Annotated in this window: 24 protein-coding genes; 11 read left to right on the forward strand and 13 right to left on the reverse strand. The window is 64.5% G+C overall.

Annotation, left to right across the window (positions count from 1 at the left end):
• Positions 1-1630: RecQ family ATP-dependent DNA helicase (locus tag ACMV8A_RS01735; protein WP_495324005.1), on the forward strand; the 1630-nt coding region annotated here is incomplete at its 5' end.
• A 77-nt stretch (positions 1631-1707) separates the two neighbouring features.
• Here the strand turns inward: ACMV8A_RS01735 and ACMV8A_RS01740 are convergent.
• The gene (locus ACMV8A_RS01740) at positions 1708-2127 is read right to left on the reverse strand and encodes an AF1514 family protein (RefSeq protein ID WP_495324006.1); all 420 of its coding nucleotides are present in this window, start codon (positions 2125-2127) and stop codon (positions 1708-1710) included.
• 104 nt (positions 2128-2231) lie between these two features.
• Between ACMV8A_RS01740 and ACMV8A_RS01745 the strand changes: the two genes are divergently transcribed.
• Genes ACMV8A_RS01745 through ACMV8A_RS01760 form a run of 4 tightly spaced genes read left to right on the forward strand, consistent with a single transcriptional unit; the run spans position 2232 to position 5191 of the window.
• Positions 2232-2516 (forward strand): AF1514 family protein, encoded by a 285-nt coding sequence (locus ACMV8A_RS01745; protein ID WP_495324007.1) that lies wholly within the window; start codon positions 2232-2234, stop codon positions 2514-2516.
• Positions 2517-2525: 9 nt separating this feature from the next.
• Positions 2526-3215 (forward strand): class I SAM-dependent methyltransferase, encoded by a 690-nt coding sequence (locus tag ACMV8A_RS01750; RefSeq protein WP_495324008.1) that lies wholly within the window; start codon positions 2526-2528, stop codon positions 3213-3215.
• Positions 3216-3220: 5 nt separating this feature from the next.
• Positions 3221-5002 carry a type IV pilus assembly ATPase TfpB gene (tfpB, locus tag ACMV8A_RS01755; RefSeq protein ID WP_495324009.1) on the forward strand — a complete coding sequence of 594 codons (1782 nt, stop codon included), beginning with the start codon at positions 3221-3223 and terminating at the stop codon, positions 5000-5002.
• A 6-nt stretch (positions 5003-5008) separates the two neighbouring features.
• On the forward strand, positions 5009-5191 hold the full coding sequence (locus ACMV8A_RS01760; RefSeq protein ID WP_495324010.1) for a hypothetical protein: 183 nt from the start codon (positions 5009-5011) through the stop codon (positions 5189-5191).
• A gap of 48 nt (positions 5192-5239) precedes the next feature.
• Here the strand turns inward: ACMV8A_RS01760 and ACMV8A_RS01765 are convergent, their stop codons facing one another.
• From ACMV8A_RS01765 to ACMV8A_RS01785, 5 genes are all read right to left on the reverse strand, one after another.
• Complete coding sequence (locus ACMV8A_RS01765) at positions 5240-5821, reverse strand: Tll0287-like domain-containing protein (protein ID WP_495324011.1); 582 nt, start codon at positions 5819-5821, stop codon at positions 5240-5242.
• A gap of 75 nt (positions 5822-5896) precedes the next feature.
• The gene (locus tag ACMV8A_RS01770) at positions 5897-7096 is read right to left on the reverse strand and encodes an ABC transporter permease (protein ID WP_495324012.1); all 1200 of its coding nucleotides are present in this window, start codon (positions 7094-7096) and stop codon (positions 5897-5899) included.
• A gap of 19 nt (positions 7097-7115) precedes the next feature.
• A complete protein-coding gene (locus ACMV8A_RS01775) occupies positions 7116-8321 on the reverse strand; it encodes an ABC transporter permease (RefSeq protein ID WP_495324013.1) in 1206 nt (401 codons plus the stop codon).
• Entirely contained in the window at positions 8318-8995 is a 678-nt protein-coding gene (locus tag ACMV8A_RS01780) for an ABC transporter ATP-binding protein (protein WP_495324014.1), read from the reverse strand. Before ACMV8A_RS01780 ends, ACMV8A_RS01775 begins: the two co-directional genes overlap by 4 nt.
• Positions 8992-10152: an efflux RND transporter periplasmic adaptor subunit gene (locus ACMV8A_RS01785; protein WP_495324015.1), complete on the reverse strand. Its 1161-nt coding sequence runs from the start codon at positions 10150-10152 to the stop codon at positions 8992-8994. The genes ACMV8A_RS01780 and ACMV8A_RS01785 overlap by 4 nt, the downstream gene beginning before the upstream one ends.
• 197 nt (positions 10153-10349) lie before the next feature.
• Between ACMV8A_RS01785 and ACMV8A_RS01790 the strand changes: the two genes are divergently transcribed.
• Positions 10350-10910: a YfaZ family outer membrane protein gene (locus tag ACMV8A_RS01790; protein WP_495324016.1), complete on the forward strand. Its 561-nt coding sequence runs from the start codon at positions 10350-10352 to the stop codon at positions 10908-10910.
• A 51-nt stretch (positions 10911-10961) separates the two neighbouring features.
• A complete protein-coding gene (locus ACMV8A_RS01795) occupies positions 10962-11510 on the forward strand; it encodes a porin family protein (RefSeq protein ID WP_495324017.1) in 549 nt (182 codons plus the stop codon).
• A gap of 63 nt (positions 11511-11573) precedes the next feature.
• Here ACMV8A_RS01795 and ACMV8A_RS01800 read toward each other — a convergent pair whose 3' ends face one another.
• Positions 11574-12170 (reverse strand): CBS domain-containing protein, encoded by a 597-nt coding sequence (locus ACMV8A_RS01800; RefSeq protein ID WP_495324018.1) that lies wholly within the window; start codon positions 12168-12170, stop codon positions 11574-11576.
• Positions 12171-12467: 297 nt separating this feature from the next.
• Positions 12468-12875, reverse strand: a complete 408-nt coding sequence (locus ACMV8A_RS01805; RefSeq protein ID WP_495324019.1) for an HU family DNA-binding protein — start codon at positions 12873-12875, stop codon at positions 12468-12470.
• Between the two features lie 219 nt (positions 12876-13094).
• Here ACMV8A_RS01805 and ACMV8A_RS01810 point away from each other — a divergent pair, with 219 nt between their 5' ends.
• From ACMV8A_RS01810 to ACMV8A_RS01820, 3 genes are all read left to right on the forward strand, one after another.
• Entirely contained in the window at positions 13095-13502 is a 408-nt protein-coding gene (locus tag ACMV8A_RS01810; protein WP_495324020.1) for a secondary thiamine-phosphate synthase enzyme YjbQ, read from the forward strand.
• A 13-nt stretch (positions 13503-13515) separates the two neighbouring features.
• Positions 13516-14430, forward strand: coding sequence for an AEC family transporter (locus ACMV8A_RS01815; RefSeq protein ID WP_495324021.1), 915 nt, complete (start codon positions 13516-13518; stop codon positions 14428-14430).
• 76 nt (positions 14431-14506) lie between these two features.
• The gene (locus ACMV8A_RS01820; RefSeq protein WP_495324022.1) at positions 14507-15073 is read left to right on the forward strand and encodes a TIGR04211 family SH3 domain-containing protein; all 567 of its coding nucleotides are present in this window, start codon (positions 14507-14509) and stop codon (positions 15071-15073) included.
• A gap of 1 nt (position 15074) precedes the next feature.
• Here the strand turns inward: ACMV8A_RS01820 and ACMV8A_RS01825 are convergent, their stop codons facing one another.
• Both ACMV8A_RS01825 and ACMV8A_RS01830 read right to left on the reverse strand, forming a co-directional pair.
• The gene (locus ACMV8A_RS01825) at positions 15075-15737 is read right to left on the reverse strand and encodes a glutathione S-transferase family protein (protein WP_495324023.1); all 663 of its coding nucleotides are present in this window, start codon (positions 15735-15737) and stop codon (positions 15075-15077) included.
• A gap of 6 nt (positions 15738-15743) precedes the next feature.
• Complete coding sequence (locus tag ACMV8A_RS01830) at positions 15744-16085, reverse strand: histidine triad nucleotide-binding protein (RefSeq protein ID WP_495324024.1); 342 nt, start codon at positions 16083-16085, stop codon at positions 15744-15746.
• Between the two features lie 220 nt (positions 16086-16305).
• Here ACMV8A_RS01830 and rimO point away from each other — a divergent pair, with 220 nt between their 5' ends.
• Positions 16306-17628 (forward strand): 30S ribosomal protein S12 methylthiotransferase RimO, encoded by a 1323-nt coding sequence (gene rimO / locus ACMV8A_RS01835; protein ID WP_495324025.1) that lies wholly within the window; start codon positions 16306-16308, stop codon positions 17626-17628.
• 51 nt (positions 17629-17679) lie between these two features.
• Here rimO and ACMV8A_RS01840 read toward each other — a convergent pair whose 3' ends face one another.
• From ACMV8A_RS01840 to ACMV8A_RS01850, 3 genes are all read right to left on the reverse strand, one after another.
• Positions 17680-18333: a TIGR04211 family SH3 domain-containing protein gene (locus tag ACMV8A_RS01840; protein WP_495324026.1), complete on the reverse strand. Its 654-nt coding sequence runs from the start codon at positions 18331-18333 to the stop codon at positions 17680-17682.
• A gap of 165 nt (positions 18334-18498) precedes the next feature.
• Positions 18499-21081, reverse strand: a complete 2583-nt coding sequence (locus ACMV8A_RS01845; RefSeq protein ID WP_495324027.1) for a putative bifunctional diguanylate cyclase/phosphodiesterase — start codon at positions 21079-21081, stop codon at positions 18499-18501.
• Between the two features lie 160 nt (positions 21082-21241).
• Positions 21242-23251: a thioredoxin domain-containing protein gene (locus tag ACMV8A_RS01850; protein ID WP_495324028.1), complete on the reverse strand. Its 2010-nt coding sequence runs from the start codon at positions 23249-23251 to the stop codon at positions 21242-21244.
• Positions 23252-23317: the final 66 nt, after the last annotated feature.

Raw genomic sequence — 23317 nt, forward strand, 5'->3', positions numbered from 1 at the left:
CTTTGCGCAGGTGCCGCGCATCGCCCTCACCGCCACGGCCGACGAGCCGACGCGGCGCGAGATCATCGCGCGCCTGCAACTGGAACAGGCGCAAGTTTTTCTCAACGGCTTCGACCGGCCCAACATCCGCTACCGCATCGTCGAACGCGGCAGCAACGCGCGCGAGCAGCTGCTGCGCTTCATCCGCAGCGAGCACGACGGCGAGGCGGGTATCGTCTATTGCCTGTCGCGCAAGCGGGTGGAGGAGGTGGCGCAGTGGCTCGCCGAACAGGGGCTGGCCGCATTGCCCTATCACGCCGGCCTGCCGGCGGAGACGCGGCGCATGCACCAGGAGCGCTTCCTGCGTGAGGAGGGCGTGATCATCGTTGCCACCATTGCCTTCGGCATGGGCATCGACAAGCCTGACGTGCGTTTCGTCGCCCACCTCAACCTGCCCAAGAGCGTGGAGGCCTATTACCAGGAGACCGGCCGCGCCGGCCGCGACGGCCTGCCCGCCGATGCCTGGATGGCCTACGGCCTGCAGGACGTGATCACTCTGCGCCAGATGCTGGCGCAGTCCGAGGCCGACGACAGCCACAAGCGGGTCGAGCACCACAAGCTGGACGCCATGCTCGGCCTGTGCGAACTCACCTCCTGCCGCCGCCAGGCGCTGCTGCGCTATTTTGGCGATGTGATGGAACAGCCCTGCGGCAACTGCGACACCTGTCTGGAAACGCCGCAGACCTGGGATGCCACCACGGCAGCACAAAAGGCCCTGTCCTGCGTGCACCGCACCGGCCAGCGTTTCGGCGTCAACTATCTCATCGAGGTGCTGCTGGGCAAGGATGATGAGCGCATGCAGCGCTTCGGCCATCATCAACTGTCGGTGTTCGGCATCGGTCAGGATCTCAGTGCCAACGAGTGGCGCGGCGTATTTCGTCAGCTCATCGCCCGCGGTCTGTTGGCGGTGGACATCGAGGGTCACGGCGCGTTGCACCTTACCGAGCGCTGCCGGCCGGTGCTGCGTGGTGAGGAGACGGTAATGCTGCGCCGCGACAGCAAGCCGGCCAAGGCGCCGCGCAGCCGGCGCAAGGGCGGTGCGGCGGTGGCCGGCAGCGATGCGGCGTTGTGGGAGGCGCTGCGCGCGAAGCGGCGCGAACTGGCCGAGGAGCAGGGTGTGGCGCCCTATATGATCTTCCACGACGCCACCCTGATGGAAATGATGGCGACACGGCCGGAAACCCTGGTGCAGCTGTCACAGATATCGGGTGTTGGCACGCGCAAGCTGGAGGCCTATGGCGAGGCATTTTTGGATGTGCTGCAGCAGCATGTGGGTGACGAGACGGAACGCAGTGATACGGTGGAGGTCACCCTGCAACTGTTCCGCCTCGGCATGGATGCGCAGGCCATTGCTCGCCAGCGGGGTTTGACCGTCGATACCATCCATAGTCACCTCGCCAGCGCCATTGCCCGCGGCCAGGTGGAATTGAATGACGCGGTGGGGCTGGCGCAGGCGGAGGTGAATGCCATCGCCGATGCCCTGCTGGCGCAGGACGGCGGCAAGCGCCTCAAGCCGGTGTATGAATTGTTCGAGGGTCGCTACGACTACGGCGTGTTGCGCTGCGTGCAGGCGGCGCTGGGGCGGGGATAACCGATTATCCACCGCAAAGGTGCAAGGGGCGCGAAGGTATTCATGCGCCCCTGCGCGCCCTTGCGGTAAGCCGGTTCTCAGCCTTCGTGCATGCCGCCCAAGGTGCTCTCGTCCACCGGGAAGCAGGCCTCGTTGCGCGGGTTGGCGGGGTCGCGCAGGTGCTCGGCCAGGCAGAGGAACTCGTGGCCCTGGCTGTCACGCAACGAGATGTAGGGGCTGTGCTCCAGGGTTTCGTAGCGCGAGCTGTCGGCGAAGATGAAGTCATAATCGCCGTTGACGCTGATGGCGAAGTCGCCGCCGTGGGTTTCGCCGTAGTCCTGCCAGCGGCTCTGCACGTCGGCACCCTCGATGACCGGCGACATGCGCCCTTCCGGCGCGTCGTGCCAGGCGACGAGGGTGGGCTCGGTTTCCAGCTGCAGGGCCATGGCGCGGGCGATGGCATTGGCCATCGGGTAGTCGACGGGTAGGCCGCGGATGGTAAGTTCGATGTGTTTCATGATGGCGTCCTCCGGTGCAGAGGTCGGGTGGAAAATAGTTGAGTAAAACACTCTGGTTAGCCGTAAGCATAGCCGGGGACGGCCGCATGTCAAAGTGAGGGGGTATGGAGCGGGTCGGTATCGAAAGCGGGGGTGAGGCGCTGGACTTCAACCGCGCCAAGCGGCTGGCCGATGCGCTGGCGGCGGAGCGGGTGGCAGAGCCGCGGCTGTTGTCGTGGTATGACCGTGGCCGCGACCTGGAGTCGCCGGCGGGGGTGAACGAGTGCCATCGTCACTGCGCCACGCCGGGCTATGTGGCCTACGCGGAGAACCGCGGCGGTACCCTGCTGGTAGATGTGGCCCACGGCGCCTATGTGTTCTGCTATCGTCCCCTGGGTGAGTTCGCCTGAGGCAGGAGCATGCAACGCGTATCCCGTCATTTCCTGTGGTTGTGCTGGCTGCTGGCTACGCTGGCGTTCGGTCCGTTGCAGGCCGAGCAGAACGTGGCGCCCGGCATCAACCGCCACTATGAAAGCCCGGACTTCGAGCAGTGGCGCGGCACCTTTGAACAGCCGGGGCGCGAGGTGTATGCGCGGCGCATGGATATCCTCGCCGCCAGCGCGGTGCGGCCCGGCATGGCCGTGGCCGACATCGGCGCCGGCAGCGGCCTGTTCACCCTGCTGTTCGCGCGCGCGGTGGGCGCGGGCGGGCGGGTGTATGCGGTGGACATTGCGCCGGAGTTCGTTGCTGGCATCACGGCACGCGCCGCGGCAGAAGGCTTCGGCAATGTGGTCGGCGTGGTGAGCGAGCAGCGCGCGACGCGCCTGGCGCCCAACTCCATCGATCTGGCCTTTGTCTGCGATACCTATCATCACTTCGAGTACCCGCAGGCCATGCTGGCGTCCATCCATCAGGCGTTGCGTCCCGGTGGCCGTCTGATCATCATCGACTTTCGCCGCGAGGCCGGATTCAGCTCGCCCTGGGTAATGGGGCACGTGCGCGCCGGCGAGACGCAGGTGATCGATGAGGTCGGTGCGGCGGGTTTCACCCTGAGCGACAGGCCCGATTTTCTGCGCGTCAATTATTTTCTTACCTTCACCAAGCGTTGAGACCCATGGCCAAGACCTTGCCGCACGATCAACCGCTGAATCTGGGCCGCGTGCTCGACATGCTGATGGCCGATGGCCTGCTGGACGAAGAGCGCGGCCGCACGCTGAAGGCGGTGGAGCCGGCGATGCAGCGCAAGCAGCATCCGCTCATCACCATCGCCCAGCACAAGTGGCCCGATGCACGGGCACCGCAGCGGGTACTGGACCTGCCGCTACTGACCGAATGGCTCGCCGGGCGCAGCGGCATGGATTACCGCCGCATCGATCCGCTCAAGGTGGACGTGCCCGCGACCACCGCGGTGATGTCCTATGCCTATGCGCGCCGCTTCAACATCCTGGCGCTGGAGGTGCGGCCGGATGAGGTGGTGATCGCCACGGCCGAGCCCGAGGTGCGCGAGTGGGAGCGCGAGCTGATGCGCATCCTTGGCAAACGCATCGTGCGCGTGCTGGCCGACCCGGAGGAGATCGGCCGCTTCCTGGTGGAGTTCTACACCCTGTCCCACTCGGTACGTGCGGCCAGCGACGACAGCCGTCAGGGCGAGCGCTCCGGCGTGCAGAATCTGGAACAGCTGATGGAGCTGGGCCGTGCCGGCAAGCTGGAGGCGGATGATCAGCACATCGTCAGCATCGTCGACTGGCTGCTGCAATACGCCTATGCCCAGCGTGCCAGCGACATCCACATCGAGCCGCGCCGCGACCAGACCAATATCCGCTTCCGCATCGACGGTGTGATGCACATGGTCTACCAGATCCCCGCCTCGGTGGCGGCGGCGGTGACCTCACGCATCAAGATCCTCGGCCGCATGGACGTGTCGGAAAAGCGCCGCCCACAGGACGGCCGCCTGAAGACGCGCAGCGCCCAGGGCTGCGAGGTGGAACTGCGTCTGTCCACCATGCCCACCGCCTTCGGCGAAAAGCTGGTGATGCGTATCTTCGATCCGGAGGTGCTGGTGAAGGACTATGCCGCACTCGGTTTCAGCAGCAGCGAAACCGTTCTGTGGCAGAAGATGGTGACCGAACCCAACGGCATCATCCTGGTCACCGGACCCACCGGCTCGGGCAAGACCACCACCCTGTACACCACGCTGAAGGAGCTGGCCACGCCGGATGTGAATGTCTGCACCATCGAAGACCCCATCGAGCTGGTGGAGCCGAGCTTCAACCAGATGCAGGTGCAGCACAACATCGGTCTCGACTTCGCCAGCGGCGTGCGCACCCTGCTGCGCCAGGATCCGGACATCATCATGGTGGGCGAGATACGTGATCGTGAAACCGCCGAGATGGCGGTGCAGGCGGCGCTCACCGGCCACCTGGTCTTCTCCACCCTGCACACCAACGATGCGCCCGCGGCCATCACCCGTCTGCTGGAGATCGGTGTGCCGCCCTATCTCATCAAGGCCACGGTACTCGGCGTGTTGGGCCAACGCCTGGTGCGCACGCTGTGCCCGCACTGCAAGGAGGCGGCGCCGCTGGACGAGGACATGTGGCAATCGCTGGTGGCACCCTGGAAGGTAAACACGCCGGCCAGCGTGTACCGACCGGTGGGTTGCCTGGAGTGCCGCCAGACCGGCTATCGCGGTCGCGTCGGCGTGTACGAGATGATGGCCCTGACGCCGACGTTGAAGAGGTTGATCAGCGCCGATTGCGATATCAGCCGCTTGCGCCGCCAGGCCATCAGCGAGGGTATGCGGCCGCTGCGGCTGAACGGCGCGCAGAAGGTGGCCAACGGTCTTACCACCATTGAGGAGGTGCTCAAGGTGGTGCCGCCGGAAACGGTGGAGGGGTGAGCGGCGATGAGTGGTTGGGGATGTCCGCATGACAGCAATGGCGCGTGCCTGAAGGTGCCGGGTCGAGCCTGTGATCCGGGTATGAAGGGCTGTGTGCTGTTCGGTCGCTTCGCCTTCAGCAAGGAGGAGAAGAACCGGCCGCAGGCGTCGCGGCAGCGGCGGCGCGAGCGTCCGCCGCGGGTATCGTGAAAAAGAAAGGGGGCCGCAGCCCCCTTTCTTCTATTACGTGCGGTCGCCTTACATGGGCTGGCGCAGGCTGAAGGCGCCGCGCACATCGCCGGCCTTGTAGCCGCGCGCCATGTCCTTGGGATACAGGGCGTCCAGCTTGGCGGCCACGGCGGGGTCGATGTTGGTGCCGTGGCACTTCAGGCAGGGCATCTTGTCTTCCGGCGGCATGATGATGGCCTTCATGAAGCGGAATTCCTTCTTGCCGTTGCTCTCCACCACTTCGGCGAAGGCGATGGTGTCCGGGTTTTCGCCCGCGGCCTTGCGTTCCTCGAACTTCTTCAGCACGGCGGTTTCCCAGGCATCCGGCGCATTGTCCGTGTTGCGGGTCTTCAGGCTGGTGCGGGCTACGTGCATGCCATGCTTGCTCGACATCTCGTGGGCGATACCCGGGGCGACGCGGTTGCATACCTGGATGGCGTTGATGGGACCGCCTTCCTTCATGGCCGCCTCCAGTTCGCCCTTCAGCTTGCCGAAGAACTCCTGCACCACGGCCTTGCTTTTGTCCATGCGTTCCTGGTTGCCGTGATTGTCGGCCAGCACATTGCTCAGCGGGACCGCGCAAAGCAGGGCTGCTGCGATGATTCGTTTCATTGTTTCCCTCCACTTCTTTGGGTTTATTGATGGACTCCTCCGGCTCTGCGACCGGTGCCCCATCAAAACACAGGCCTATTCGGTGCGCAAGGCCTCCACCGGGTCGAGCATGGCGGCGCGGCGTGCCGGCCAGACGCCGGCGAGCAGGCCGACGGCGGCGGCGAGCAGTTCGGCGATCAACACATAGCTCCAGGTGATGTGTACCGGCAGTGCCGGCACGGCTAGCACCAGCAGCCAGGCGATGCCGAGGCCCAGGGCCAGGCCGGCCAGGCCGCCGATGATGGCGAGTACGGTGGCCTCGCCGAGGAACAGCGTCAACACCTGGCCCCGCTCCGCGCCGAGGGCGCGCAGCAGGCCGATCTCCGGGGTACGTTCGCGCACGGCGATGGTCATGATGGTGAAGATGCCGACACCGCCCACCAGCAGCGAGATGCCGCCCAGTGCGCCGACGGCGAAGGTGAGCACGCCCAGCACGGAGCCCAGCACATCCAGCATCTGTTCCTGGGTGATGATGGTGAAGTCCTCGCGGCCGTGGCGCGCGGTGAGCACGCGCCGCACACTTTCGACGATCTCCTGCACGTTGGCGCCGGGTTCGTACAGTACGTCGATCTCCATCAGGCCGTCGCGGTTGAACAGGTCCAGCGCCTTGGCTGCGGGGATATACACCGTATCGTCGACATCGAAGCCGAGCACCTGGCCCTTGCTGTCCATCACGCCGATGATGCGGTAGCGATCGCCGCCCACCCGCAGGGTCTGGCCCAGGGGGTTGGCATCGCCGAACAACTCACGCCGCAATTGGCTGCCGAGCACCGCAAAGGCGCGTGCCGCGCGCGGATCGTCCGGCGGCAGGAAACGGCCGCTGGCCACCTGGAAGTTGAATACCTCGGGAAAGGCGGAGCCGACGCCGTAGACATTGGTGCGGCGCTGTCGCCCTCCGGCACTGACCAGGGCGTTGCCCGCCACCACCGGTTCGACATTGATGACGCGCGGCAGCCTTTTCAGCGCCTCGGCGTCTTCCAGGGTCAGCGGCCGTGTGTTGCCGAAGGCGCCCACTGAGGCGCCCATGGTGGTGGTGCGGCCCGGGTTGATGGCGATGAGGTTGGTGCCGAACTGAGTGAATTCATTGAGCACATAGCGGTGGATGCCCTCGCCGATGGCGGTAAGCAGCACCACGGCCGCGATGCCGATGGCGATGCCGAGTGCGGTGAGAAAGCTGCGCAGCCGCTGCGCGATCACCGAGCCTACTGTCAAGCGGATGAAGTCGCGCGTGATCATGCCTTGGTGTCCACCCCTATCAGCGCCGCGCCAGTGCCTGCACCGGGTCGAGGCGGGCGGCGCGGCGGGCCGGCAACACGCCGAAGGCGAGGCCGGTGCCCAGCGCCACCAGCACGGCGGCGGTGATGGCCCACCAGGGTGCGCCGAAGGGCAGCGCTGGATAGATATGACGCAACACTGCCGTGCTGGCCTGGCCGACGGCGAGGCCGATGGCGGCACCGAGCAGGGAAAGCAGGGCGGCCTCGGTGAGGAACAGGCGCAGAATGTCCTGGGCCGGCGCCCCCAGCGCCTTGAGCAGGCCGATCTCGGTGGTGCGCTGCGCCACCGCCACCAGCATCACGTTCATGATCAGCACCCCGGCCACCACCAGGCTGATGGCGGCGATGCCGGCCACCGTCATGGTCAGCGCACCGAGGATGCGGTCGAAGGTGGCCAACACCGATTCCTGGGTAATCACGGTGACGTCCTCTTCGCCGTCGTGGCGCGCCTTGAGGGTAGCAATCACATAGCGTCGCGCCGGCTCGATGGATTCGCGCGACTGGGCCTCCACCAGGATGCGGAACAGGGAGTTGACGTTGAACAGCGACTGCGCTGCCATCACCGGGATGATGGCGAGGTCGTCGGTGTTCATGCCCAGCGACTGTCCTTGCTCCCGCAACACGCCGATGACGCGAAAGCGCCGATCGCCGATGCGGATGCGTTCGCCCAGGGCCGATTGGCTGCCGAACAGTTCGCGTTTGAGACGGGCGCCGAGCACCACCACCGGCTGCGGGTGGCGGACGTCGCCAGGCGGCAGGAAGCGTCCCTGCCCCATCTGGAAGTGGCGCACCTCATACAGTTCATGGGTGGCGCCCATGATCACGCCGTCGCGTTCACGCCCGCCGTAGGACACGCTGGCGGCACCGACGTTGATGGGCGCCACCAGCCGCACATGGCTGCTGCGCTTGAGCGCCTCGGCGTCATCCAGGGTGAGATCACGCGGTGTCTCCGATACCAGCGGCGGCGCGCCGCCGGTGGTTTCGTTGCGGCCAGGCAGCACGATGAGCAGATGGGTGCCGAGGGAGGAAAACTCGCCTACCACATAGCGGCGCGCGCCCTCGCCCAGGGCGGACAGCACCACCACGGCCGCCACGCCGATGGCCATGGCCAGCAGCATCAGGCCGGAGCGCAGCCGCGCCCCGCGCAGGGCGGTCAGGGCATAGCCGAGGCGGTCGTGGAGATTCATGCCGGCCCGGTGTCCTCGACGATGGCGCCATCCACCATGCGCAGGCGCCGCCGTGCGCGTTGGCCCAGTTCCGGGTCGTGGGTGACCACCAGCAGGGTGATGCCGCGGGCATTGAGCTGCTCGAGGATCTCCACCACCTCATGGCCGGACGCGCGATCCAGGTTGCCGGTGGGTTCGTCGGCCAGCAGCAGCCCCGGTTCGATGATGGTGGCGCGGCCGATGGCGACGCGTTGGCGTTGGCCGCCGGATAACTGCTCGGGCCGGTGATGGGCACGTGTGCTGAGGCCGTAGGAGGCCAGCGTCTGCGTGACGCGGCCGTGCCGCTGCGTTGCCGGCACGCCGGCCAGCACCAGCGGTAACTCGATGTTCTCCGCCGCGGTCAGGCGCGGGATCAGGTGGAAGAACTGGAAGACGAAGCCGATGCGTTCGCGTCGCACCCGGGCCTGCTCCTCGTCGCCGAGGGAGGTGATGTCGCGCTGTTCGAACAGATAACGCCCGGCATTGGGGCGATCGAGCAGGCCGATGATATTGAGCAGGGTGGACTTGCCGGAGCCGGAAGGCCCCATGATGGAAACATATTCACCGCGCTCGATGTGCAGATTGATGTGGCGCAGCGCATGTACCTGCTGCCCGCCCACATCAAAGATGCGTTCGATCCCCTGCAGCCGGATCATCGTGCGCCCCTGGGAGCGCCGCCTTCCAGCACGGCGTGGGCGCCGTCACGCACCCCTTCGCGATCGATGGACGTGACCACCAGATCACCGGCGGCCAGTCCGCCGGTCACTTCGGTGTACTGCCAATTGGCGACCCCGGTTTCGATCTTCCGTTCGCGCAACACGCCGGCATCGAACAGCAACACCCGGCCGCCCTCCAGCAAGGCCTCGGTGGGGATGCGCAATACATCGTCGCGCCGGTGCAGAATGATTTCGGCATCGGCGCTGTAGCCGGCCAGCAGCTGGGCAATGTCCTGCGGATCGTCGAATTCCAGTTCCATCTCCACCGTGCGCGCCTGTTTCTCCACATCCAGCACATAGGGGGCAATCCGCGCCACGTGACCGGCAAACGGGCGGTTGCCGAAGGCATCGAGCAGGATGCGCGCCGGCATGCCGATGGCCACGCGCGGGGCGTCGATTTCGTCGATGGGGGCAACTACATAGAGGCAACTGTTGTCCACCAGATCCACCGCCGGTGGCGTCGGAATGCCGGGGGGCGAGGGGGTGACGAACTCGCCCACCTCGCCGGTGGTTTCGGCCACGATGCCGGCGAAGGGGGCGCGCAGCAGGGTGCGCTCCAGCAGTGCCTCGTTCAGATGAATGCGGTCATTGCTGACACGGGCGCTGGCCCGCGCGGCGGTACAGGCGGCGGCGCGGGCACGGGCCTCGGTATTGGTGCGGTCGCGCTGGTCGTCGGAGACCAGTTTCTGCTGGTGCAGCGCATCGATGCGCTGCGCCTCGCGCCGTGCCACATCGGCCACCAGGCAGGCCTCGTCGGCGCGGGCGATGGCCGCCTGGGCCTCGCTGCGCGCCAGTGCCACCTGGGCCGCCAGATCGTCGTTCCACAGGCGTAGCAGCAGCTGATGGGCCTCCACCCGATCACCCTTGCGCACCAGCAGTTCGGCCACCTGTCCGCCTTGGGGTGGTGCGAGGCGGGCGCGGCGGCAGGCCTTGATCGTGCCCGCCCGGGTGTTGGCCACCGTGGCCTCGACCAGGCCGGCTTGTACCGTGGTTGCCACCACAGACACCGGCTTGGGACGGGCGCCATACCAGGTGAGGCTGGCGATGACGGCAACGAGGGCGGTGAACAGAAGATAACGGCGCAGGCGACGGTTCATGGCGGCTTATGGGGCTGAGGGTTTTGGTGATTATAGGGAATTGGCGTGACAGCGCTGTATCGATGGGCTCGAAATTGCGACGGCCGCTGGCAAAATCGCCGAGTGACAGGTGTATTTGCCGACAATTTACCGATAGTATTATGCGCTAGCGCGCCACTGCGGCGCAGGTCGGCTACAAAACAATGGAGAGGGTGCTTATGGTTCTGCGAGTGTTGGGTGTGATCCTTGGCGTAATGGCGGCGGCACAGGCGGCGGCCGATACACTGGATTTCAATCTGCATAACGATGCCTTGCGCGCGACCTACAGCCGCGCCATCGGTGCCAGCAAGGGCCTGGATCTGGATATGGGCTACCTGTATGCGAAGAATCCGGCTCAGACCGACCATCTGCTGCATGTGGGCCTGCAGGTCTCCGGCCAGAACTGGAGCAAGCAGGGCAACTTCGATATCGGTCTTGGTGGCCGTGTCGTCTATGTCGACACCAAGCCCGGCAACAGTGCCAACATCGCCGTTGGCGGCCATGTGCGTTTCTCGCCGGTCCAGCGTCTCGGTTTCGGCGGTTCACTTTACTACGCGCCGAAGATCACCAGCTTCCTCGACAGTGAAGAATATGTGGAGTGGAATCTGTCCGTGGATTACCAACTGTTGACCAAGGCCTTCGTCTATGTCGGTTATCGCAAGGTGGAAGTCGACATCAAGAACAAGAGCCGCTATGAAGTGGATGACAACCTGCATGTGGGCATGCGCTTGATGTTTTGATGGCAAGGACCGGCGGGGTAGCCGCCGAGAATATTAACCAGGATCAGGGGAATGGATATGAAACTTCGCAACGCTTGGGTGATGGCTTTGGCTCTGTGCAGTGCCGGGGCTTATGCGGCGGATGAACCGGGCAATTGGTATACCGGTCTGACCGCCACCAGTTTCGATTTCGAGCACAAGGGCGGCAGCAGCTACAACACCCATGGCGCTATCGTCCGGGTGGGTTACGATCTGGGCCGCTATCTGTCGGTCGAGGGGCGCCTGGGCGCCGGCGACAAGTCCTCTTGGGACGCCGCGAATGTACGTATGGAGGCGCAGCGGGTGAGCGGTATCTATGCCCGTGCCATCCTGCCGGTGGACCGGGTCAATCTGTATGTCATCGGAGGCTACGCCTCGGTGAAAGCCAAGGCAGAGGAAGCCGGTGTTGGCTCAGTTGACAAGTCATTGGACAGCACCAGCTACGGTGTGGGTATCGAGCTGTCGGTGGGACGCCGTGCCGCAGTGGTGGCCGAATATATGCGCTACCTGAGCGAGAAGAGCTGGGAAGGCGAGAAGTTTGACGTCAATGCCCTAGGCTTTGGTCTTATCTATCATTTCTGATTGTGGTCCCAGAAACGACAAGGGGCGCCGCAGGCGCCCCTTGTCGTTTCTGGGGTGATGTAATCACGCCGCGTTGAGCGCGGCCTCCAGCTCGGCGAAGGTCTGGGCGACCTCGGTGGTTTCGATGGTGATGCCCAGCTGCTTGCTGATCTGCTTGGTGGAAAACATGCCGCGCACGATCTGTCGATCTCCGGCCGTGCGCTCCACCACCAGGGCGTGCTGACGGCCCACCCGTTTCAGGGTCTCGACGATGTCGCCCACGCTGGCACGGGCCACGTCGGGCATGCACAACACATCGAGCTTTTCCTGCGGCGTCATGATGTCACGCACGAAGATGTCCTCACGCTTGCCGCCGACTTCCTGCAGGTACTTCATGGGTTTTTCGCCCAGGACGTCGGTGGCGGTGATGACGCCGAGGATTTCATTGTCACGTCCGGTGACGAACAGCAGGCGGATGCCGGAGGCGATCATGCGCTGGTTGGCGTCTTCCAGGCTGGCGCAGGGACCGATGGTCATGGCGGCCACCTTGGTGAAATCGGTCATGACGTCGGTGGCGGGGCTGTCGGCGGTAACGCGTTCCGGCAGGCGCTGCGGCGGACGCTGATAGCTGGTGCCTGTATCCAGTCGCTTGTAGGGCAGTGCATTGTAGTTCTGGCTCATGTGGGGTCTCCAGTGGTCGCGTGCTGCGGTGTGATGTTTTCTACCCTGTGGAGTTAGAAATAATGCAAAAAACCGGTTTTTTCAATTGAACCAGAACCAAATAAATTTCGTCGGCCATTAGCTGTGTGTATGTCCCTTGGGGACAGAAGACTTGGCGAGGAGGGCACTAACCAGTGTTATCCCTGGTCTGCGCGGCATACGTCCATCCCTGTCCAAGCACCGCTCCCGGCCATCCCTGGGCAAAAAAAAAGGCCGGCATAGAGCCGGCCTTTTTCGCTGCTGCCAAAGGATGGTGTCTTAGACGACGCTTTCCTTCAGGCCCTTCAGCGCGGTCAGCTTGACGGTGTTGCGCGCCGGCTTGGCCTTGACGGTGATCTCTTCGCCGGTGAAGGGGGAGATCATCTTGCGCGCCTTGGTGGCGGGCTTCTTGTGGCGGCGGATCTTCACGCCGACTTCGGGAATGGTGAATTCGCCGGAGCCATTCTTCTTCATGTGGGCCTCAACCATGGCGGCCATGGTGGTGAATACGGCGCCGACATCCTTCTTGGATACGCCGGTGGCTTCGGCGATGGCGGTGATGATCTGGGTCTTGGTCTGCTTGGCGGTGGTCGCCTTCAGCGGGGCGGCGGCGGCCTTGGCCGGAGCGGCTTTCTTCGGTGCAGCCTTAACAGCTTTCTTGGCAGCGGTCTTTTTCTTAACAGCCATCTGTGATCTCCCTTGTTCGATGGTAGAAACAACTCACCGGTGAGTTGTCGTCGGCGAGTGATTTTGAAACGATAATTTGCAAAATACAAGGGAAAAAACTGGCGCAAACCCCCTTTTTTTCCAGTTGCGAGACCTTTTTCCATTTTTGCGCTCCACCTGCGGCAGAGGGAAACTGCTAGGATGCGCTGGCAATGGTCCGCTAAGCGGAGGTGGCGTGGTGTGATTGGGGAAATCAGTGTCGATATTCCGGGGCAGGGACTGCATGACATCACCGGTCAGGTAGCTGATTTGGTGCGGCAATCGGGGGTGCGTGAAGGTTTGTGCACGGTGTTTTTGCAGCACACGTCTGCCAGCCTGCTGATCCAGGAAAACGCCGATCCCGGGGCGCGTCATGATCTGGAGTGCTGGCTCAATCGGCTGGTGCCGGAGCATGACCCGCTCTATACCCATACGCAGGAAGGGCCGGATGATATGCCGTCCCACATCAAGGCGGCATTGACGGCGGTGAGCCTGGCCATCCCGGTGATGGATGGCCGTCTCGCGCTGGGGACCTGGCAGGGTATTTATCTGTGGGAACACCGGCGGCAGCGGGGACGTCGCCGCTGCGTGGTACATATCGGCACCTGAGAGGAATGGTTGGATGGTGGACGTGATCTTGCAGGCGGCCGCACTCATCGTGTGCGGCGTGTTGTGGCGGCTGCTGACGCCTCTCGGTCTGGAGGCGGAGCAGGTGCGGCGCAGCCTGACTGGCGTGGTGTATGTGTTGCTGCTGCCGGCCCTGGTTCTGTTGGTGTTGTGGCAGGCGCCGCTGGGCCTCGATTCGGTGCGGATCGCCCTGTCCGCGGCCGTTGCCGTGGGCTTCGGTCTGCTGGCCGCCTGGCTGTGGTTTCGCCGCGGTGCCCAGCCCAACCGGGTGGTGGGGGCGCTGCTGCTGGCAGCGGCCTTCCCCAATGCCACCTATCTCGGCCTGCCGGTACTGGAAGCCACGTTCGGCCCTTGGGCGCGCAGTGTGGCCATCCAGTATGACCTGCTGGCCTGCACGCCCCTGCTGCTGTCCGTCGGAATTTCATTGGCGGCCTGGTATGGCGGCGGCGGACAAAAGGAACACCCCTTACGGGCCCTGCTCAAGGTGCCGCCGCTGTGGGCGGCGCTGGCCGGTATCGGTCTCAATCTGGCGCAGGTGCCGCTGCCGGCCATCATGGGGTCCTGGCTGGACATGCTCGGCTCCGGCGTGGTGCCGTTGATGCTGTTTTCCCTCGGCCTCGGCTTGCGCTGGGCTGGAACCTGGCGCCACCAGATCCCGCTGGTGCTGCCGGTGGCGGCAATCCAGTTGCTGCTGACTCCGTTGCTGATCTGGGGGCTGGCAGCGGCCATCGGTCTGCAAGGGCAGTTGCTGGCCGCCGTGGTGCTGGAGGCGGCGATGCCCAGTATGGTGCTCGGTATCGTGCTGTGCGATCGCTACAATCTGGATACCAGTCTGTACGCCATGGCGGTGACCGTGACTACGGCATTGAGCATGCTGACCCTGCCGCTGTGGTTCGCCTGGCTGGTCTGATGCGGGTGACAGGCAGCGGCCTAAGCCCGTATCATTGGGCCGGAGCGGTCGACAATAACGACAAAGGAATGAGGAGATGCGACAGGCACTCTTTCTACTATTGATGTTTGCCCTGGCGCCGGTGCTGGCGGAGACCGTCTATATTAGTGACGTTCTGCGCGTGGGCGTGCGCGCCGCGCCGAATTCGACCGATGTGCCCATCACCGTAGTTACGTCCGGCGCGGAATTGACCGTACTGGAGCGCCAGTCCGGCCATATGCGCGTGCGCACCACGGGCGGCGTGGAGGGCTGGATCAGTGATGTTTACGCCACCAGCGAGGTGCCGGCGCGGCTGCGCCTGGAGCGGCTGGAGCAGGAGCGCGAACGCCTGAAGAAGGAGTTGGAGCAGTTGCGCAGCAGCGCCGGCGCAAGCGGTGAACAGGCCGCCGAGCAGGCCGCACGCATTGCCGCACTGCAGGAAGAAAATGCCCAGTTGCAGTCCCGTGCGGCGGAGTTGGCGGCGCAGTTGCAGGCAAAAGAGGGCGGTTATGCCTGGATTTTCTACACCCTCGCCCTGATCGCGTTGTTCTTCCTTGGCGTCTATCTGGGTGTGCGCTGGGACAAGGAGCGTGTCGCACAGCGCTTTGGTGGTCTTGAGCTCTGACTCACGCCGTGCAAAATACCGTGGCACCGTGACCGCCGGCCCCCTTGATGTGATTGCGGTAAAGCTCCGCAAACTCTGCCACCACCGAGTCCCGCACCGCCGGTCGCTGCAGTAGCTGCTGCGACCATTCACTTACCTTCGGCAATCCAGCCAACAGCCCCAACGGGTGCCACTGTTCCAGCAGTTGCAGGCGCATGAAGAACGGTGCGAAGGCGGCATCCACCAGGGCGAAGTCCGTTCCATTGAACAGTGGGCCGCTGATCTGCTGTTCCAGCTGGGTCAGCCGCATGCGCAGTTCATCGCGCTGGGCCGTGAACGCGGCGACATCCTTGGCCGCCATGGCCAGGGTGTATTGGCCGCCGAGCAGGCCGGAGGCAAATTCGATCCAAGCACGGTTATGTGCCTTGCGCAGCGGGTCGGCCGGGTGCAGCGAGGGCGGGTTGACCTCGTCCAGGTACTCCATGATCACTGCCGACTCGAACAGCACCGTAGCCCCTACCTTGAGCAGCGGCACCTTGCCCAGCGGAGAAATGGCCTGGAACCACTCCGGTGGTTCCTTCAGGTTGATGTAGGTGATGTCGAAGGGCACGCCCTTTTCCAGCAGCACGATCACCGAGCGCTGTACGAAGGGGCACAGTTTGAAGCTGACGAGTTCAGGTTTCATTTTCAGTTATCCCGGTGGCCAGGCGAAGTTGCGACCGGCGAGCAGATGCAGATGGAGGTGGAATACGGTCTGCCCGGCGGCAGCGTTGGTGTTCATCACCAGGCGGTAGCCGTCCTCGGCAAAACCCAGTTCGGCAGCGAGCTTGCGCGCCGCGAGGAACTGGCGGCCCACCACGGCGGCATCGGCCTCGCCCAGGTCGTTGACGGTGGCGATGTGGCGGCGCGGGATGATCAGGATGTGGGTCGGCGCCTGCGGGTTGAGGTCGCGGAAGGCTACCACATGTTCGTCCTGGTGGACGATGGTGGCGGGGATCTCGCCGGCGGCGATCTTGCAGAAGATGCAGTTCATGGTTGCTCCTGAATGTTCGTTTGAGGAAGCTCGGAATAAGTTCAGAGCTTCCGCGAATCGAAAATCACATTTTTCAATTCGCGCGGGCTGAGACGTCCAGGATGGACTTGTTCAGACCTTTTTGTTGGTGTAACCCAATGCGGCACCGGGATCAAGCCGGATGTGCCCACCGCGCGCCGCCCTGCTATCCTATGGCTCCTTTTCCTCCCCGTGTTTCCCCATGAGCAAATCCATCCCCAAAGTAGGTTTTGTCAGTCTCGGTTGCCCCAAGGCGACGGTGGATTCCGAGCGCATTCTCACCCACCTGCGCGCCGAGGGTTACCGCATCGTGCCTACCTACGACGATGCCGATCTGGTGGTGGTGAACACCTGTGGTTTCATCGATGCGGCGGTGGAGGAGTCGCTCGACACCATCGGCGAGGCCCTGGCGGAGAACGGCCGGGTGATCGTCACCGGCTGTCTCGGCGCCAAGGAGGATGTCATACGCAGCGCGCACCCGCAGGTGCTGGCGGTGACCGGGCCGGACTCCCTGGCCGAGGTGATGGCGGCGGTTCACAGCGTGCTGCCGCCGCACCACGACCCCTACACCGACCTGGTGCCGCCCGGCGGCATCAAGCTGACGCCGCGCCACTATGCGTATATCAAGATCGCCGAGGGCTGCAATCAGCGCTGCACCTTCTGCATCATCCCGTCGATGCGCGGCGATTTGTTGAGTCGGCCGGCCGGAGAAATCCTGGAGGAGGCGGAAAAACTGGTGGGCGCCGGCGTGAAGGAGTTGCTCATCGTGGCACAGGACACCGCCGCCTACGGCGTCGACCTCAAGTACCGCACGGCGTTCTGGCACGGCAAACCGGTGAAGAGCCGCATCACCGAGCTGGCGCGCAACCTCGGCTCGCTGGGCGCCTGGGTGCGTCTGCACTACGTGTACCCTTATCCACACGTGGACGAGCTGGTGCAGCTGATGGCCGAGGGCGTGATCCTGCCCTATCTCGACGTGCCCTTGCAGCACGCCAGCCCGACCATCCTCAAGGCCATGCGCCGACCCGGCAACATCGAGAACACCCTGCAGCGCATTGCGCAGTGGCGCGCCGCCTGCCCCGACCTCACCCTGCGCTCCACCTTCATCGTCGGCTTTCCCGGCGAGACGGAAGATGACTTCGAGCAGTTGCTCGCCTTCATCGAAGAGGCGCGGCTGGATCGTGTCGGCGCCTTCGCCTACTCGCCGGTGGAGGGCGCCCCGGCCAATGCCCTGGCCAACCCGGTGCCGGAAGACCTCAAGGAAGAGCGGCTGGAGCGCTTCATGGAGTTGCAGGCGGCGATCAGTGCCGACAAGTTGCAGGATAAGGTGGGGCGTACCCTGACGGTACTGGTGGACGAGGTGGGGGAAGACGAGGCCTATGGCCGTTCCAGCGCCGATGCGCCGGAGATCGACGGCATGGTGATCATCGAGAATGGCGCCGATCTGCAGGCCGGACAGTTCGTCGAGGTGGAGATCACCGCCGCCGGCGAGCACGACCTGTTCGGCGAGGTAGTGGCGAGGTAAGCCATCGCACCGCCAACACCTGCCGCGAAGACGTGGCAGGTGTTGGCGTCGTCAGCGCCAATCGCTCCAGCTCTGGCGCTTGCGCAGCTTGGGCAGGATCAGGCCGAGCAGCAGGCCGCCGAACAGCACGCCGGCGCCGGCCAGGAACCAGTCGCGGTTGGCGCGATCGCGCAGGGCGGTGTTTTCCTCGCCCAGCATGCGCGCGTTGAGTTCCAGTTCCTGCAGGCGCTGACGCATTTCCTGATTCTGCTTTTCCAGTTCCATCGGCCGCGCAGCGACGGTTTTCAGCCGCTCCAGTTCGGCCTGCAATTTCTCCGCTGTGCCGCTCATCTGCTTGTGTTCGCCTTCCACGGCGCGCTTTTCGTTGCGTAGCGCCGCCAGGTCTTTCTTGAGTTGCTGATTCTCCGTCTCGAAGCGTGCCAGCCGTTGCTCGGCCTGAGTCAGGCGATCCCGGGCGATGGGCTGCGGCGTGAGGTATTGGGTCAGCACCCAGCCCTCGGTACCGTCGGCGGTGCGGACGCGGGCGTACTTGTCCTCGCGTTCCAGTATTTCCAGGGCGGTACCGGAGGTGAGGGTGCGCAGGATTTGGTAGGCATTGCCCTGGCCGGTGCGCAGGGTGATGGTCAGGGTGTCATCGACGTAATTGGTTTCGGCCATGGCGGCCGTCGCAACGGCGAACATCAGCGCGAACAGGATGTGTCTCATGGCGTGCAGTCCTTGTTAGTAAAACCTGCGTATTGTTTGCAACGCCGTCGACACGGACAGTGTCGACAGTCACAGTTCCACTGTCTCGGCACGGCGCCTGGCGCCGGGCCGGACGGAGGCATGTGTACCATGTTTTGGCGGCAGGCGCATCCCTGCCACGGCTGGCTACTGCGGCGGAGGCAGGGCGGCAGCCAGCGCTGCCGGGAGGTCGCGGCTGGGATGGCCGATGTGATAGCCCTGGGCGTAGGGGATGCCGGCCTGGCGGATGGAGGACAGCACTTCCTCGTTTTCCACGAACTCGGCCAGGGCCTGGATGCCCAGTTGCTGGGCCAGGTCGGCGATGCTGTGGACGAAGGCGCGGTCGCGCGGGTCGTTGATCATGTTGACGATGAAGTCACCCTCGATCTTCACGTAGTCGATGGGGAATCGCTTCAGGTAATGGAAAGAGGAGAAGCCGGAGCCGAAGTCGTCGATGGCGAGGCCGAAGCCCTCCAGCTTGAGGTCGTTGACGAAGTGCTCCAGCAGGGTGATGTTCTTCACCGTGTCACGCTCGGTGATCTCGAACACCACCTGGCCCGGGTCGATTTGATAGGTGGTGGTGAGGCGCTTCACCTCGGGGATGAATTCGTTCAGCACCAGGGCGCGGGGCGACAAGTTGACGAAGATCTTGCCATCGTAACCGGTGTCGCGCACCTGCTCGAAGGCCTTTTCCATCACCACGTAGTCCAGCTTGTGGATCAGGCCGGTCTTTTCCGCGATCTCGATGAATTCGTGCGCGCCCAGCACCTGGGCGCCTTCGAGGTGGATGCGCGACAGTACTTCCACCGCAACGACGCGATTGCTGGCCACCTCGAGGATGGGCTGGAAGTATGGCACCACGCGCTTTTCGCTGATGGCGTTGGCGATGATCAGGCTCTTCTCGCCGATGCTGCGGAATACCTCGACCACGTCCTCCTCGGTGGGGAAGCCGATGCGGTTTTTGCCGCCGGTCTTGGCCTTGTACATCATGTTGTCGGCGAACAGGAACAGATCCTTGGGGTCCTTGGCATGCTCGGGGTAGACCGCGATGCCGACGGAGACCGTGGCGTGCACCGCGGCCAGATCGGGTGACTCCAGGCTGAGTTTGGCGCTGCTCTCCAGGATGCGTTCACTGACGGCATAAGCCTGTTCCGCGCCGCTCTCCGGCAGGATCACCACGAATTCGTCGCCGCCATAGCGCGCCAGTACGTCACCGTTGCGCAGGGCGCCGTGGATGCAGTTGGCGAAGGATTGCAGGAAGCGATCACCAAAGGTATGGCCGTAGCTGTCGTTGATGGCCTTGAAGTTGTCCAGGTCGATGACCAGCACGGCGAAGGGGTAGTTGTGACGCTCGGCGCGGTTCACTTCATAACCGAGCATCTCCCAGAACAGGCGCTGGTTGTACAGATTGGTGAGCGGGTCGCGGGTGGCGTAGAACTCCAGGTCCTTGGTGTATTTGTAGATGGCCTTTACCGAGCCGACCACATTGAGCAGGGTGGAGAGAATGCTCTCGATGACCAGCATGCGCATCTCATCGCGCTTGAGCGCCGCATGTACGCCGATGCCGACGATGCCACCGATCTTCGGCGTATCCACCAGCAGGGACTTGGTCTGCAGCTCGATGTCGGCGTGGTCCAGCACGATCTCCGGGCCATCCGCCTGGGCAATGTTGTGATTGATGGTCACGGCGCTGATGTCGCTAAAGTGGGCGCTGCCGGCGAGGATGCGGCGTACCGACTCTTCCAGCATGGCCCGGGTGGTGATGGAGGGTGGGCGGATCCAGAAGATCTCCAGGTCGAACAGCTCGTCGTCCACCTTGAAGATGGAGAACAGGGTGTAGGCGTCGATGACCTTGTTGATGTCCACCATCAGATAGCCGACATACTCGCGCCAGTCGCGTACCACCTCGGAGGTGATGACGAATTTTTCCAGCAGGCGGATCTCGAATTCCAACAGCTCCTTGTCCACGGCCACCGCGCGCAGCTTGCCCGCCAGTTCCTCCACCTTGGCGAACAGGGTGTTCAGTTCGTTGAAGCCGAGGTCGATGTGATGCAGTTCGAGATGGGTCAGGTCGGACACCTTGTTGACGGTGTCGATGTTGCCCTGCAGTACGTTGAGCGAATCATTGATGCGGTGGTTGAGGAACAGCGCTACGCCGAGAGCGACGAGAAAGGGCAGCGGCGCGATGAGCAGCAACGGCAGCAGCAGGTCTGACTTGGCCTTGGCCACCAGCGGGGCCAGTTCCTGCTGCACCGTGATGACGCCGAGCACGTCGCCCGCCTGGGCGTTGCTGTGGCAGCGCAGGCACTCGGCGCGGGCGATGAGCGGCCGGCTGTTGCGGACGCCGCCGGCCACCTCTTCGGTCTGCGGCCGCGCCAGGTGCAGGGTTGCTTCCACCAGGGCGTCGATGGGCGGTTGGGCTATGGGACCGAAGCGTTCGCTTACCACATCACTGCGGTAGATGGTGATCTGATAAGGCGCCCCTTTGGCAGAGGCCTGGATTTCGGCAATGAACTCTTCCAGCTGTTCGCGGGTCCAGCCGCGGCGCATGATCTGGTACATGGCGTTGAAGGTGCCCTGGGCCACGGTGTCGGCGAGGGCGGCGGCGCTTTCGTTCACGGCACGGTCATACACCCGTGCGGTGGCCAGGTACATGCCGAGAAACAGCACCAGCGACACGAGCAAAGCTGCGCTCAAAATGAACGCCTTGATGGTCTTGAAAGGCGACATCACAACCCCTGCGTAATTGGTGGTCTGTATTTTTTGTTGTTATTGCTCGCGCCCCAGACCGAGGCCCTGGTGCTGACGCGATTCTTTCACAATCTGTGTGAGATTACGACATTCCAGGGCGCACCCTAACACAGGGGGGGTGCCTACCGGTTGACCTGCATCAAACCAGCGCGGCAAGCAGGGCCTCCAGGGTGTGCAGCGGTGGATGGCACTGTTGACCTTGGCAGAGCTGGGCCTGTGGCGCCGCTGTCGACGGTGGCGCAGCGCTAGGCAGACCATGGGCGTCGGGCGGCACCGCAACGACAAAGTGCCGCGGCCGGTACTCCTGCATCAGGCGCTCCTGCCAGGGCCGCACCAGCGCCGGATCGCCACGCAGCAGCACCAGGGCCGGCGGCTGCAACAGGTCTTCCAGCGCCAGCAGCAGGCTGGCATGGGCATAGGGCGCCTCCTGCACGGCACGCCAGGCGCCGCGCACGGTGTTTTCGGCGGCACTGAGATATTCCAGTGATCCGGTGAGATGACCGAGACGGCCCAGGGCCTGGGCGGCGCTGCCGTTGCCGGCCGGTATGGCCTCGTCGGCCAGGGGCTTGGGGCGCAGGATCAGCGTTTCGTGATCGTCGGCGGTGTAGAAGAAGCCGCCGTGGGCCTCATCCTCGAAGTGGTGCAGCAGGGCGTCGGCCAGGGTGCGGGACAGGGCGAGGTCGGCGTCGCACCAGCGCGCCTGCAACAATTCCAGCAGACCGTCGAGCAGGAAGGCGTAATCGTCGAGTACGGCCATATGGCGGGCCTGACCATCTTTCCAGCTGGCAGCGAGGCGGCCGCCGGCAAGCATCTTTTCCCGTATGAAGTCGGCGGCGCGCTGCGCTGCGGCGACGAAGTCGCTGCGGCCGAGGCGGCGCCCGGCGCTGGCCAGTCCCTTGATCATCAGGCCGTTCCAGGCGGCCAGGATTTTGTCGTCACGGCCCGGCGCCGGACGCAGGTGCCGGGCTGTGTATAGGCGCTGCCGTGCGCTGGCCAGCCGCTCGGCGGCCTCCTGTTCGGTAAGCCCCAGCGTGCGGGCGATCGCGGCCAGCGGCTGGTGTACACGCAGATGCCAGCGGCCCTTGAAGTTGGCGGGGCGGTCGAGGCCGTAGTGGGGGGCCACAACGGCGTATTCCTCCGCCGGCAGCAGGGCGTGCACCGCGGCGGCGTCCCAGACATAGAAGCGGCCTTCCTCGCCCTCGCTGTCGGCATCCAGGGTGGCGTAGAAGCCGCCGTCCGGGTGCTGCATCTCGCGCAGCGCCCAGTCGCCGATGGCCTGCGCCACGGTGCGGAATTCGTCGTCACCGCTCACCTGCCAGGCGTCGGTGTAGAGGCCGAGCAGCGGGCCGTTGTCGTACAGCATCTTTTCGAAATGGGGGATGTCCCAGCGCTCGTCCACGCTGTAGCGGAAGAAGCCGCCGCCGAGCTGGTCATGGAGGCCGCCGCGGGCCATGGCGCGCAGGGTGTCGAGGGCGATGGCCTGTCCTGCGGCATCGCCGCAGCGCAGCAGCAGCTCCAGGTTGCCGGGATGGGGGAACTTGGGTGCGGCGCCGAAGCCATGGTGGAGGCTGTCGTGGCTGGCGGCCAGCTGGGCCAACGCCTCGTGGATGGGGCCGTTGCCCAGGCGGCCAGCCAGTTCACCGGCGGGATTGGTCTGGGCCAGGGCGGCGAGGAGGGCGCTGTTCTGCTCCTGCAGCAGGTCGCGTTTGTCGCGGTAGGCCGCGCTGATGTGCAGCAGCAGATCGGGCAGGGCGGGCAGGCCGTGGCGCGGCGCGGGGGGGAAGTAGGTGCCGGCGAAGAAGGGAACCTGGTCGGGGTCGAGGAATACGGTGAGCGGCCAGCCGCCGCCACGGCCGGCGAGGAGCTGGTGGGCGGTCTGGTAGATGCGGTCCAGGTCGGGCCGCTCCTCGCGGTCCACCTTGATGTTGATGAAGTGCTCGTTCATCACCCGGGCGATGGCCGGGTCCTCGAAGCATTCGTGGGCCATCACGTGACACCAGTGGCAGGCGGAGTAGCCGATGGACAGCAGGATCGGCTTGTCCTCGGCCCGGGCCCGGGCCAGCGCCTCCGCCCCCCAGGGATACCAGTCCACGGGATTGTGGGCGTGTTGCAGCAGGTAGGGGCTGGATTCGTGGCTCAGACGGTTCATGGGCGCGGTTATGGCTGACTCTATTGGTCGACTATAGCGCAACCGCCGCATCGTGAGCCCGAATTT

This window comes from Sulfurivermis sp. (assembly GCF_059410345.1).